Origin of the sequence: Marinomonas shanghaiensis (assembly GCF_003259175.1) — a bacterium.
Classification (GTDB): Bacteria; Pseudomonadota; Gammaproteobacteria; order Pseudomonadales; family Marinomonadaceae; genus Marinomonas; species Marinomonas shanghaiensis.
The window spans coordinates 61,766-74,537 of record NZ_QGOK01000008.1; the positions used below are offsets into that span (position 1 = coordinate 61,766).

16 protein-coding genes and 1 tRNA gene are annotated in these 12,772 nt (G+C 43.6%); 6 read left to right on the forward strand and 11 right to left on the reverse strand.

From position 1 onward, the window contains the following. Nucleotides 1–11: 11 nt before the first annotated feature. The 5 genes from DKT73_RS08250 to DKT73_RS08270 form a co-directional block, all read right to left on the reverse strand. Nucleotides 12–722, reverse strand: a complete 711-nt coding sequence (locus DKT73_RS08250) for a flagellar hook assembly protein FlgD (RefSeq protein WP_111638085.1) — start codon at nucleotides 720–722, stop codon at nucleotides 12–14. Between the two features lie 10 nt (nucleotides 723–732). After that, nucleotides 733–1,182 (reverse strand): flagellar basal body rod protein FlgC, encoded by a 450-nt coding sequence (flgC, locus tag DKT73_RS08255; RefSeq protein WP_111638086.1) that lies wholly within the window; start codon nucleotides 1,180–1,182, stop codon nucleotides 733–735. A gap of 5 nt (nucleotides 1,183–1,187) precedes the next feature. After that, nucleotides 1,188–1,580, reverse strand: a complete 393-nt coding sequence (gene flgB / locus DKT73_RS08260) for a flagellar basal body rod protein FlgB (RefSeq protein ID WP_111638087.1) — start codon at nucleotides 1,578–1,580, stop codon at nucleotides 1,188–1,190. Nucleotides 1,581–1,790: 210 nt separating this feature from the next. Further along, nucleotides 1,791–2,627, reverse strand: a complete 837-nt coding sequence (locus DKT73_RS08265) for a CheR family methyltransferase (protein ID WP_111638088.1) — start codon at nucleotides 2,625–2,627, stop codon at nucleotides 1,791–1,793. A 58-nt stretch (nucleotides 2,628–2,685) separates the two neighbouring features. After that, nucleotides 2,686–3,615, reverse strand: coding sequence for a chemotaxis protein CheV (locus DKT73_RS08270; RefSeq protein ID WP_111638089.1), 930 nt, complete (start codon nucleotides 3,613–3,615; stop codon nucleotides 2,686–2,688). A 140-nt stretch (nucleotides 3,616–3,755) separates the two neighbouring features. Between DKT73_RS08270 and flgA the strand changes: the two genes are divergently transcribed. From flgA to DKT73_RS08290, 4 genes are all read left to right on the forward strand, one after another. Then, complete coding sequence (gene flgA, locus DKT73_RS08275; protein ID WP_111638090.1) at nucleotides 3,756–4,448, forward strand: flagellar basal body P-ring formation chaperone FlgA; 693 nt, start codon at nucleotides 3,756–3,758, stop codon at nucleotides 4,446–4,448. A 114-nt stretch (nucleotides 4,449–4,562) separates the two neighbouring features. Beyond that, complete coding sequence (gene flgM / locus DKT73_RS08280; protein WP_111638091.1) at nucleotides 4,563–4,877, forward strand: flagellar biosynthesis anti-sigma factor FlgM; 315 nt, start codon at nucleotides 4,563–4,565, stop codon at nucleotides 4,875–4,877. A 37-nt stretch (nucleotides 4,878–4,914) separates the two neighbouring features. After that, nucleotides 4,915–5,394, forward strand: coding sequence for a flagellar protein FlgN (locus tag DKT73_RS08285; protein WP_111638092.1), 480 nt, complete (start codon nucleotides 4,915–4,917; stop codon nucleotides 5,392–5,394). Between the two features lie 81 nt (nucleotides 5,395–5,475). Beyond that, nucleotides 5,476–5,551, forward strand: a tRNA-Arg gene (locus tag DKT73_RS08290). Nucleotides 5,552–5,635: 84 nt separating this feature from the next. On the opposite strand, the gene DKT73_RS08295 is transcribed toward DKT73_RS08290, so the two are convergent. The 4 genes from DKT73_RS08295 to DKT73_RS08310 are packed head-to-tail and all read right to left on the reverse strand — an operon-like array spanning nucleotide 5,636 to nucleotide 8,564. Further along, complete coding sequence (locus DKT73_RS08295; protein WP_111638093.1) at nucleotides 5,636–6,043, reverse strand: OsmC family protein; 408 nt, start codon at nucleotides 6,041–6,043, stop codon at nucleotides 5,636–5,638. Nucleotides 6,044–6,086: 43 nt separating this feature from the next. Further along, the gene (trpC, locus tag DKT73_RS08300) at nucleotides 6,087–6,902 is read right to left on the reverse strand and encodes an indole-3-glycerol phosphate synthase TrpC (RefSeq protein ID WP_111638094.1); all 816 of its coding nucleotides are present in this window, start codon (nucleotides 6,900–6,902) and stop codon (nucleotides 6,087–6,089) included. Nucleotides 6,903–6,921: 19 nt separating this feature from the next. Then, a complete protein-coding gene (trpD, locus tag DKT73_RS08305) occupies nucleotides 6,922–7,962 on the reverse strand; it encodes an anthranilate phosphoribosyltransferase (protein ID WP_111638095.1) in 1,041 nt (346 codons plus the stop codon). 23 nt (nucleotides 7,963–7,985) lie between these two features. Then, entirely contained in the window at nucleotides 7,986–8,564 is a 579-nt protein-coding gene (locus DKT73_RS08310) for an anthranilate synthase component II (RefSeq protein ID WP_111638096.1), read from the reverse strand. A gap of 206 nt (nucleotides 8,565–8,770) precedes the next feature. On the opposite strand from DKT73_RS08310, the gene DKT73_RS08315 reads away from it, so the two are divergent. After that, on the forward strand, nucleotides 8,771–10,102 hold the full coding sequence (locus DKT73_RS08315; protein ID WP_111638097.1) for a magnesium transporter: 1,332 nt from the start codon (nucleotides 8,771–8,773) through the stop codon (nucleotides 10,100–10,102). Between the two features lie 54 nt (nucleotides 10,103–10,156). Then, a complete protein-coding gene (locus tag DKT73_RS08320; protein ID WP_111638098.1) occupies nucleotides 10,157–11,290 on the forward strand; it encodes a mechanosensitive ion channel family protein in 1,134 nt (377 codons plus the stop codon). A gap of 78 nt (nucleotides 11,291–11,368) precedes the next feature. Here DKT73_RS08320 and DKT73_RS08325 read toward each other — a convergent pair whose 3' ends face one another. Next, nucleotides 11,369–12,049, reverse strand: a complete 681-nt coding sequence (locus DKT73_RS08325) for a phosphoglycolate phosphatase (protein WP_111638099.1) — start codon at nucleotides 12,047–12,049, stop codon at nucleotides 11,369–11,371. Next, nucleotides 12,049–12,720, reverse strand: coding sequence for a ribulose-phosphate 3-epimerase (rpe, locus tag DKT73_RS08330; protein ID WP_111638100.1), 672 nt, complete (start codon nucleotides 12,718–12,720; stop codon nucleotides 12,049–12,051). Before rpe ends, DKT73_RS08325 begins: the two co-directional genes overlap by 1 nt. Nucleotides 12,721–12,772: the final 52 nt, after the last annotated feature.

The following is a 12,772-nucleotide window of genomic DNA, read 5'->3' on the forward strand; positions in this document are numbered from 1 at the left end:
ATGCTCTCCAATTACCCTAATATTTCTAATTCGTTAGTAAGTTTGATTTTTCCGTGGTTTTCCACATTTAAAACCGTGCCATTTTCACCGTTAATGGTGACACCCTGAATCCGAGTGGGTAGCTGAGTGGTAAGTGCTGACACCTCACCCTTTTCATTGGTTGACGAAGCGGCAAAACGGTATTCACCAGGCGGCAAAGGATTTCCTTCATCATCCAGTTTGTCCCACTTAAACTCCCCTGAGTTCAGCGCAGCGGTACGGACTAAACGATTGTCTGCATCGTATATTTTAACGCTGGCAGATTGAGAACCATCCGGTATCACTGTTCTCAACTGAACGGACTCAAGACCCTCTGTCACTTTCACCTTACTTCCGTCCATTAAAATAGACTTTCCAACCAGAGTTGAGGCGCTAAGCGCCTGATTGGACGTCAACGAAGTAGCCATGTTTTCCAGTTGATCAGAAATACTGGTAAGCCTTTCCAACGAACTAAACTGAGACATTTGTGCCACCATGTCATTCGCGTCTTGTGGAGAAGTAGGGTCTTGCCCTTTCAACTGCTCAATATAAAGCTTCAAAAAAACATTTTGATCGGCTAGTGCGCTCGCTTCTTCCGCTTTAGACACATCAGGCTTTTCAATACCTGCTTTGGATTTAGCGGCATCGGTCCCATACTGGGAAATTAACCCGCCCAGACCTTTGGTATCAGATATGTTTGCCATATATCAGCTCCTATGACTGACCAAGCGTGAGCATTTTTTGCATCATACTTTTCGCTGAGTTCATAATTTCTACGTTTGTCTGAAAAGATCTGGAAGCGGACATCATATCGGCCATTTCTTCCATCGGATTGACGTTGGGATAAAAAACATAACCTTCTTCATTTGCCATCGGATGATCTGGTTCATATCTTGGTTGCAAAGGTGCGTCAGACTCCACAATGCCATCAATTTTCACTCCAACACCAGCACCACTGTTATCAGTATTAACATTGCCCCAGCCGTTTTCACGCATGCTGTCATTCATCATTTCTGAAAATACTGGTTTACGAGCACGGTATGTCTGATCCGCGGAACTTGCAGCACTGTCTACGTTTGCCATGTTGCTCGCAATTGTATTCAAACGAACCGTTTGGGCGCTCATCGCAGACCCAGAAATAGTGAAAATGTTACTTAATGACATAGTTATTAATTCCCAGTAAGCGCTTTTTTCATGCCGCTAATTTTTCTATCCAAGAACATAAAACTCGTATCAAATTGCAAAGAGTTTTGCGCATATTCTGCCTGCTCTCTTTGCATATCGACCGTGTTACCGTCTAACGATGGTTGATTCGCATTACGAAAAAGTAATTCTTCCGACTCACTAGCAACCCCTTCCCCTGATATATGCCGAGGATTGCTACCCGCAAGCTTCAATCGGCTACTTTCAGCGTTTAATAATGAATCAAATGAAATATCTCTGGCCTTATAGTTTGGCGTGTCAGCATTGGCGATATTATTGGCTAGAACCGCTGCCCTTGCGCTACGAAACTCAAGTGTTTTGTCGTGCCCCGCAAAGGCACTTGCAAAAGATATGGCCATTTGATCCTCAAAAATACGTCATCTATCTGATCTGTATTAAGCAATTATGGTGCCAAAATAAAAAACACTTAAAAATCAAAGACTTAAATTATATTCATCAAAGAGTGGCAAAAAGCGGCAATATCTAAAAGTAGAACAAAAGAAACAAAAAAGCCCATCCAGTTAAATCTGATGGGCTCTTTAGACAATAGACGAATATGCTTTGTCGTATTACAAGGACTTGGCTTTGTACACTATTCCTGGGTGACACTGTACGATTTCAAAGTAATCGGATAAACCGCTTAGCGCTTCTGAACCCCCAAGGAACAGATACCCTCCTGGCTTCAAACAAGCGTGCATTCTTTTCAAAATATCCAACTTCAGATCAACAGTAAAATAAATCAGCACATTTCGACAAAAAATCACATCGAATTTACCTAACGCAGAAAAAGACTCAATAAGATTCAAATACTTGAATTCAACTCGAGAACTTAGGTGTGGCTTAATCTTCCACGTTAAATCGTTTATCTTATCGAAATAACGTCGCTGCAAATCTGGACCAAGACCACGCGCAATGGCCAAACTATCATACTCACCTTGTTTAGCGTGCTGAAGAATATTAGTGCAAATATCCGTGGCCACTATTTTTTCACCCGCTTTTAATACGCCAGGGCGAGCCGACTTAAACTCTTCAATCACCATACTAATGGAGTAAGGTTCTTGGCCTGTTGATGAGGCCGCTGACCAAATTCTTAAAGGGCCAGACGTCATTTCCGGCAAGACTCTGTCTTTTAGTATGGTAAAAGGGTGAATATCTCTAAACCACAGTGTTTCATTGGTTGTCATCGCATTGATGACTTCTTCTTTCAGCTTGGAACTTCCGTATTTCTCTAACGCATCAACAAGCTGCTCAATCTTAGAAAAACCCTCTCTTTCTAAGACTTTACCCAAACGACTGGCGACCAGATACTGCTTGTTATCACTCAATGAAATACCACAAGCTTTCTGCAGATAGTCCCTAAACCTAATATACCCATTAGGTGTGATTGCATTTGTACTACTGAGCATTAAAACTCCATATTTTACAGGTTCCATTTAAGGCTAGACAAAGCATCTAGCCCAACCATTATTCAGACTGAACCTGTACCGTTTCTATCGCTAATCGAGCCAGCTCATCTGGCTGAAATTTCGCCAAGAAACCATCCGCACCGACTTTTTTAACCATTGACTCATTGAACACGCCACTCAATGATGTATGAAGCAGAATAAACAAGTCTTGCAAACGACTGTCATTACGAATAGAAGTCGTTAGCGTATAACCATCCATCTCTGGCATCTCTATATCAGAGATAACCATTGAGAATTCCTTCGTTACATCTTTCCCTTCCGCTACCATGTTTTGTAGGTAGGTAAGCGCCTCTCGTCCATCACAAAGAACCGTCGTTGAAAACCCCACTTGCTCCATACAGCGCTTAATTTGCTTACGCGCTACAGAAGAGTCGTCCACGATTAGTATATGATGTTTCTGCGCATTTTCTGTGACACCCGCATTCACAATACCTTCTGAGATATCCTGGCGAGTTGGTGCCACTTCTGAAAGAATTTGCTCAACGTCAATAATTTCAACCATTTCCTTATCGACTTGACAAACAGCCGTTAAATAATTGTCATTCGACAATCCTTTTGGTGGTGGCTGGATATCGCTCCAATTCATGTTAACAATGCGCTCTACGCCACGCACTAGAAATCCTTGAATACGACGGTTGTACTCCGTAATAATCACAAAGCACTGGCTGATATTTTCCATTGGGCTTGCTCCGGTCGCCAACCCCAAGTCTAAAATAGGAATGGTGCCACCGCGTATATGAGCAACGCCCCTAACGACTGGCGAGCTGTGCGGCATAGTCGTTAATTTAGGGCACTGAAGCACTTCTTTGACTTTAAAGACGTTAATGCCATAAATTTGCTTACCATTTAAGCGAAACAACAGCAATTCAAGTCGGTTTTCTCCTACAAGCTGCGTACGTTGGTTAACAGTATCCAGAACTCCAGCCATAAACGCCTCCAAAATGTGTAAACATTATAATGAGGTATCACCTCAAAATTGTTAAAATGCATCATCCAATGATAAAGTGATTTTTACTTTTTTACTAACTATCTTATTTATAACCCAATCATAAACAAAGAGAGTGAATCATGCGAATAATAAGGCTAACACTAGCCTTCATTTGTCTCCATACAGGCCTATCATTCGCCTTATCCACTGAAGAACAAATTAATCACTACATCAATCAAGTAGAAATCCCTCGATTGACAAAAATATACTCCGAGGCCGATATCAGCATCACCTTAAATAATCTCGCTGCGCTAAATTATCTACCCGAATGTGAGGACGAAGCAATTCAAATCAGCAACCAAAGACCCGAAGCCATCAAACGCACAAACTATGAGATCAGCTGTAACTCACCTACTTGGAAATCCTACATCCCCGTCACACAGGAAATTTTGATTCCCGCTATCAAGACCACAACTCCGATTAATCGTGGACAAGTTATTACTCAATCCAACACAGACATAGGTAACGTTGATATATCCAGCCTAAGAGGACAAGTTTACACCAAAAATAACCCACCCTACGGTCTGGTCGCTTCACGCAATTTACGCATTAACACCTTCGTAACCGACGCGCTTGTAGACCAACCTACGCTGGTCAAAAAAGGCGATCTCGTTTTAATTACCGCAAGCAGTGGCACTATTATAGTCAGAATGAACGGTGTTGCTTTGGAGAATGGCGTAAAAGGACAACAAATACGTGTCCAAAACACCAGCTCTGAACGAATTATATACGCCAAAGTTGTAACTGACAGTGAGGTTCTTGTAAACTATTGAGTACAGACTGATCGGCGACTTATCTAAATGCTTTTTTTCTGGGCTTTTCATTAAAGTTTCTGTAGACCCAGCCGACAATATAGACAGGCAAATCATAAAAGGGCGGAAAACCCAATGGCAATACACTTTACAGGTCTATCAAACCAGAGCACGATCAATAAAAGCGAACGATCGCAAAAAGACGATGCGACAGGTAGTGCGACAGAAAAGCAAAGTACAGTACAAAGTGGCGGTACTTTAGCTAAGGATACCGTTAGGCTAAGCGGTACGGCACAGATTTTGCAAAATCAGCAATCTAAAATTAATAGCATGCCTGATGTCGATATGGATAAAGTTGAGAAAATTAAAAGTGCAATCGCTGCTGGCGAATACAAAATTGATACACAGAAGCTAGCGAATAATATGGCTTCTATGGACTCGCTATTCTAGACTGTGATTTAAACACAGTCTCTAAACGGTTTGTCTTATGATCCCCATTGCCCCTATATTTGTCAGAAGCAAAGAGATATTAGAAAAACTCTCCTTGCTTCTTGATGATGAGCGTTCTGCCTATGGTGAGTTAGACAGCCAGACCATTATAAGTTTGGCGGAACAAAAACAAGCACTGTTAGATGAAATGAATCAACTTAATGAGAAAAGGGTTAATATTCTCATTAAATTTGACGTTGTTGACCGAAAAAAGCCCACCGAAGAAGCCTTCAAACACTGGCTTAGCTTGCAAGATAGCGCCATGGACAATGTGCGCCTACTTATGCAAGAGTGCGAAACCTTATTAAGACAATGTAAAACCAAAAACAATACCAATGCCCGTATTTTAAATACTCTACAGAAACGCAACAAACATCTCTTCGAACTGCTTCAAGGCCATAATAGTAAAAATAAAGTGTATACAGCCAGAGGCTCTACTCGCCCTATCAGCAGCAAACACACCCTAGGAAGGGCTTAAAAAGCCATACGAATCAATACTATACTTGGCTCTAATTTGTATTTTAGGCAAAAGTAAGGTATAAAACTCTCTTTAAAATACGTCCTCATAGGTAAACGGGATATACCGGCCGCCTCCTAAGCAGCTATTCCAGGTTCGAGTCCTGGTGAGGACACCATTTGCCATCCGTTTTCTGGCAAACTAACAACAAAAAAAGAGCCTAAAGCTCTTTTTAATGAAAAACACTTTTCAACGCAGAAGTTTATTCCACTTCAATCACTTCAAAGCTATGAACAATCTTCACGCCGCCTTTCTCCAGCATAAGAGAAGCAGAGCAATACTCTTCTGCTGACAGTTTTACCGCGCGAGCCACCACGCTTTCTTTTAAATTACGACCCGACACGACAAAATGCACTCGAATTTCTGTAAACACAGCAGGCACAGAATCAGCACGATCTGCATCGATTTGCGCAACACAAGAAACCACATCCTGACGAGATTTCTTCAAAATCCCCACCACATCGTAAGACGTGCAACCACCAAGACCTGCCAATATTAGCTCCATAGGTCTCGGTCCAGCTAATTGATTACCATCAATTTCTACCTTGAAGCCTGAGCCTGTTTCAGCGGTAAAATGCACATCTTCTTGCCAACTCACATTCGCTTTCATATTTTGACCTTATATTCTTCTATTATGACTGCCGCCCTCATCACTAGGACTGAAACAGCTCAGCTAATTTTTCACCTGGATCATCAGCGCGCATAAAAGCTTCGCCGACTAAAAACGCATGAATCCCTTTTTGACGCATCAGGGCCACGTCATCACGAGTGTGAATACCACTCTCAGTAACAATAAGTCGATCAGAGGGGACATCGCGCATCAACTCAAATGTGTGATCAAGACTTAATTCAAAGGTATGCAAGTCTCGATTGTTAATACCAAGCAACTCAGTCTGAGTATATTCCAACGCCAAATCTAACTCGGAACGATTATGCACCTCAACCAAAACATCCATCCCCAAGTCGCGCGCCATTTGATCCAACTCACGCAACTTATTACCACTTAAACAGGCCGCAATAAGCAAAACACAATCAGCTCCAATCGCCCTAGCCTCAAGAACCTGATATTCGTCAACAATAAAATCTTTACGAATAACCGGTAATTTACACGCTGCTCGCGCTGCAACTAAAAACTCTTCGTGGCCTTTAAAAAAATCACTGTCTGTTAAAACTGACAAACAAGCTGCACCGCCTTTTGCATAGGACTTTGCAATATCGGCAGGAATAAAGGGAGTACGTAAGATTCCCTTGCTCGGAGACGCTTGTTTCACTTCAGCAATAACAGCAGCCTTACCAATGGCAATTTGGTGCTTTAGTGCATGAGCAAAACCACGAGGAGCGTTATGGACATTCGCCACTGACGCTGCCACTTCTAAGTTTCCGTATGGTGTGTGGGATTTACGCTCCTGAATTTCTTCGTATTTACGAGCGACTATTTTCTTTAAAATGGTGGGTGTCTCTATTTGCATTAGGCTACTGCTCCTATTATTAAAGTGAGTCAGGACTCATAAAACAACGCGTAAAACTCGCTAACTCAGACATCTTAACCTTGGCGGTACCTCCACCGATCACATCTTCGGCGATATTAACCCCTTCCGCTAATGTGTCAGCAATGCCTGAAACATAAATTGCTGCTCCAGCATTCAAAGCAACAATATCTCTCGCCGGATTAACTTTTCCTTTACCCTCTAAGGCGGTCTTCACCAAAACAAGACTTTCTGAGGCATCGGCGGCTTGAATCGTATCAATGGACTGCAGCGGAATGCCAAAATCTTCTGGAGAAATTGAGTATTCGGTAATCTCTCCGTTTTTTAACTCAGCAACAAAAGTTGGCGCGGCAATACTAATTTCATCCAAACCGTCTTCAGAGTGAACGACCATCACATGTTCGCTGCCCAGAGCCTTTAGCACTTCAGCAATCGGACGCACCCATTTCTGATGAAATACCCCCATCACTTGGCGCTTTGCATTAGCCGGATTCGTTAATGGGCCAAGCAAATTGAAAATAGTACGAGTCGCCATTTCTTTTCGAGGCCCAACTGCGTATTTCATAGCAGAATGGTGATTCGGCGCAAACATGAAACCTAAACCAATCTCCTCAACACATCGACATACTTGTGCAGCATCCAAACCAAGATAAATACCCGCCTGCTCCAATACATCGGCACTACCAGATTTAGAAGACACAGACCGACCGCCGTGCTTTGCCACTTTGCCACCCGCGGCAGCAACGACAAAAGCAGACGCCGTCGACACATTAAATAAATTACCACCATCACCGCCGGTACCACAGGTATCCACGACATGCTCAAGAGGCAAACGCACCTTACTGGACAACTCACGCATGACCTGTGCTGCCGCCGTGATTTCCTCGACGGACTCACCCTTCATTCTTAGGCCAATAAGAAAACCACCTATTTGTGCTGGTGTGGCTTTTCCCGTCATGATGTCATTCATTACTGTGCGCATCTCGGCACCACTTAAATCTTGGCGCTCAACAACAGCAGCAATCGCCTTTTGAATATCCACCAGCCTCTCCTATCGTATTAAAATTATCGTGTTAAGAAATTGGCCAATAAAGCATGGCCCGCCTCGGTCAAAATCGACTCAGGGTGAAATTGCACCCCTTCTACGGCAAGCGTTTTATGTCGAATTCCCATAATCTCGTCTCTTTCACCCGTTGCCGTTTGGCTCCACGCCGTCACTTCTAGACAGTCCGGCAAAGCGTCCGCCGATATCACCAATGAGTGATAGCGCGTTGCTGTTTGGGGATTCGGTAACCCCGTAAACAGCGACGTATTTTGATGGTAAATAGATGAGGTTTTACCATGCATGACATTTTTAGCACGAATCACTTCGCCACCAAAGACTTGACCAATACTTTGATGACCTAAGCAAATACCCAATATAGGAATTTTGCCAGCAAACGCCGCAATGGCTGCCAATGATATACCCGCTTCATTTGGCGTGCAGGGACCAGGCGAAATGACTAAGTGAGACGGTGCAAGACGCTCAATATCCTCAATCGTAATTTCATCATTACGAAATACCTGCACATCTGCACCCAACTCACGGAAGTACTGCACTAGGTTATAAGTAAAAGAGTCGTAATTGTCGATCATCAATAACATAAAGAGGAAACGCGCCTAAAAGCAAGAAAACATCGGAATGTAAAATGCGGTAAATTCTACACTGTCATGAACACGGTGTCTCGCATACGAAGGATAGGATATGCCATCGCTTTCCCGTAAGGCCTTGTTTCAATGCATACGGTTATGCGGCAAAGCTGAAAGCATGTTATCTTTACCGTCATTATTTTGTGTTTTAAGGATACGCAGTGCACAGCCAAGTCGCCGACCTCATCGAAACCCTCATTCATGACGAGCATTCACCTGAGTCAATCAATAAGGCCATTTCTGAGCTAACGCCCGATGATGTGGCTTTAGCACTTGAGTCTATTCCCTTGGCTCAACGTAAACAAGCATGGGCTAATATTAAGCAGGCGAACCGCCTTGATATTCTCGTTGAAATGCGCGGTGAATCTCGTCAATTGCTTTTAAAAGGTCTAGATGATACCGAAATTGAAACCTTGTTCACCGATGTAGACGCAGAAGATCTTCTTGAAATAACAGACTCTCTTCCTGATCGCCTTGTTGATATCGCCCTCAAGCAGATGGACAATAAGCAACGAGAATATTATCAACAAGGTATTGTCTACGATGACGATGTTGTTGGCCGTTGGATAGACCACGAACTGCTTATTGCCTCTCAATCCATCCGAGTATCAGAAGCACTAAGACTGCTGAAAAAGAATACCCCCGCCTACACAGATATGGTGTATCTCGTGAATCGAACGGGGCGTTGGGTGGGTTGCGTAAAATTCGACCAGCTATTCAAAGCTCAAGGACATGAACCCATCTCGGGCCTTATTGATGAAGAATGCTCCTTTATTCACGCGGATACTGAACTTACTAAAGCCGCTGAACAACTAGAGCGATCCGCCTTATCAGCACTCCCTGTGGTCGATGATAATCATGTTTTATTAGGCCGCTTTCATGCTGGACTTGCCATGGAAACATGGCGCCTAGAAAACGAAGCGCAGCAAATGTCCACTGCAGGCCTTAACGAAGAATCTGATCTATTTGCCCCCGTCAAACGAAGTGCGGCGACTCGTGGCATCTGGCTTGGTATTAATTTGCTAACGGCTTTTTTGGCTTCCGCTTTTATTGGTCTGTTTGAAGCCACACTGCAGCAGGTCGTTGCATTGGCGGTATTAATGCCCGTTGTCGCGTCCATGGGCGGGATTGCAGGCAGTCAAACACTCACGTTAATCGTCCGAGGTCTTGCGTTAGGCCAGATCACCCGCAGTAACTTAAAATCGTTATTAGCAAAAGAATTAAAAGTCGGTGGGTTAAATGGCCTGCTATGGGCCATTGTCATTGGTGTCGTCACACTGTGGTGGTTCGAAAGTCCCATGCTTGGTGCCGTCATTGGCCTTGCTATTATTGTCAATATTTTTATGGCCGCGCTTTCTGGTGTGCTCATCCCCGTTTTGCTGGATAAATTACGCATTGACCCAGCACTATCTGGCTCGGTGATTTTGACCACTGTAACGGACATTGCAGGCTTCGTCGCCTTCTTGGGACTGGGCACACTATTACTGCTTTAACCCTTTTAGCTTCACCCCTTTAACAATTCATATGACAAAGAGATTAGAAAGAAAATGAACTGGGACACAATGCAAATCTATTTAGGCCTTGGAGATACCCAAATGCACTGGGTGGTCAGGGTATTCTTGGTCGTGTTGGGAACACTTATCGCCAACTTTGTTGCTAATCATATTTTGACACGCATAGACAAACAGCTAGAACGCACAAAAACGCCTTGGGATAACGTACTGATCCATGCAGCACAAAAACCCATTGGAGTTTTCATATGGTTAGTAGGTTTGAGCGTTGCTGCAGAGATATCTGGCTCGGAAATGGATCCTGCGCTGTCTTCGCTCATTAAGTCCATCAGAGAAATTGGCGTTATTGTTATTCTTACTTGGTTTATTCTGCGTTGCATCTCAGAGTGTGAAAGAACGCTTACCAGTTCAGATAAAATCACCACTAATGTAGACTACACGACCGCCAGCGCAATCAGTAAATTATTACGCGCGTCTGTGGTTATCACCTCGGCTCTCGTCATCCTGCAAACCTTAGGTTACAGCATTTCTGGTGTCTTAGCGTTTGGGGGGATTGGTGGTATCGCGGTTGGTTTTGCCGCAAAAGACCTATTGGCTAACTTTTTTGGTGGATTAATGGTGTATTTAGATCGCCCTTTTGCTATTGGCGATTGGATTCGTTCACCGGATCAAAATATTGAAGGTACAGTCGAACACATAGGCTGGCGTCAGACGCGCATTCGTACTTTTGAGAAGCGTCCGCTATACGTACCAAATGCGACCTTCTCAACCATTTCAGTGGAAAACCCTTCACGCATGACCCATCGCCGTATCAATGAAACAATTGGTGTCCGTTACAGTGATTTTGGTGTTTTACCAACGATTTTGGCTGACATAAAAAACATGGTGGCCAACCACGAAGATCTTGATACAAACCAAACCTACATGGTGAATTTTAATCAATTTGGCCCTTCCTCTTTGGACTTCTTTATTTATGCTTATACAAAAACGGTAGACTGGCGAACTTACCATAATGTCAAAGAAGATGTTTTGTTTAAAGCCATGCAGATAATTGAATCTCACGGAGCGGAAGTCGCGTTTCCAACCCACACCCTTCATATGGCAAAAGGCAGCCAAATGTCTGTATTATCCGAACAAGAAGGCTTACCAGAAGCGACAGCAACAAAATAGCCCCCAAAAAATTTGCTCAAAAAAAGGCCAAGTGTTACCACCTGGCCTTTTAAACTGACTCACAGCAGAGCTGCAGGCTTACACCAGCAACTCAGCCAAATCATCAATAATCGCATCGGCACCCAAGGAAACCAAGTCCACACCTTGATGATAACCATAAGTGACCAAAACACATTTAAAGCCTGCATTATTTGCGGCCTTAAAGTCCGTAATAGAATCCCCTATCATTAGGCAATTTTCTGGCAACGCCTCGATCGACTCACTGCAATGCAGCAGCGGCATAGCAGAGGGTTTCTTCTCTTCTAAAGTATCGCCACCCAATAACCAGCCAAACTGCTCCGTCAACTCAAAATGATCCAACATAGGCTTAACAAACACACTGGGCTTATTGGTAATCAAGGCAACTGGCACATTATGGTGCTTAAGCGCTTTTAATAAGGCTCTTACATTAGGGTACAGTGTCGTTTTATCTGTCAGATGAGCACGATAATGCAGTAAAAAAATTCGATAAGCTTCTTCATGCTTGCTGGCTTCAATGCCCGCCCATTCTAAGGCTTGCTCTATCAATTTAGCCGAACCAAATCCCACCCAGCTTCTGACTCGCTCCTCACCAGCCAAAGGGGCACCCAATTCCGTTAAAAAGGCGTCAACAGCGCCTACTATATCTGGCACACTGTCAACTAAAGTACCATCTAGATCCAAACACACCAGTTCAGGCCAACCATCAAACCAGGCAGAAAAATGTTTAGGCGCTCTCATTAACGGACGCTCGCTAATTCTTTGCGCATGGCATCAATGACAGACTTGTAATCAGGCTTACCAAAAATGGCCGATCCCGCAACAAAAGTATCTGCACCCGCACGTGCAATCTCAGCAATGTTCTTTTCACTGACCCCACCATCCACCTCAAGGCGAATGTCGTAACCGCTTGCGTCTATTAATGCACGCGCTTCACGAAGCTTATCTAGCGTTCCAGGGATAAAAGACTGACCACCAAAACCTGGGTTAACAGACATCAGTAAAATCATATCCACTTTATCCATCACGTGTTTTAGGTAATGCAAAGGCGTCGCTGGGTTAAACACTAAACCCGCTTTACAACCACCGTCTCGAATCATCTGCAAAGAGCGATCTATGTGTTCACTGGCTTCAGGATGAAACGTAATGAAAGAGGCCCCTGCTTCAATGAAATCACCAATCATACGATCCACTGGTTTCACCATCAAATGAACGTCGATATCGGCTGTCACACCATGTTTGCGCAACGCTTTACAGACCATAGGTCCAATCGTTAAATTGGGAACGTAATGATTGTCCATTACGTCAAAGTGTATGATGTCTGCACCCGCGTCTAACACATTGTCAACTTCTTCGCCTAATCGAGCGAAATCGGCAGAAAGGATAGAAGGGGCAATGATAAAATCATTCATATCTGACTCCAGCAGTGACACAATAAAGGTCTCATAATGAAAATTTACATGG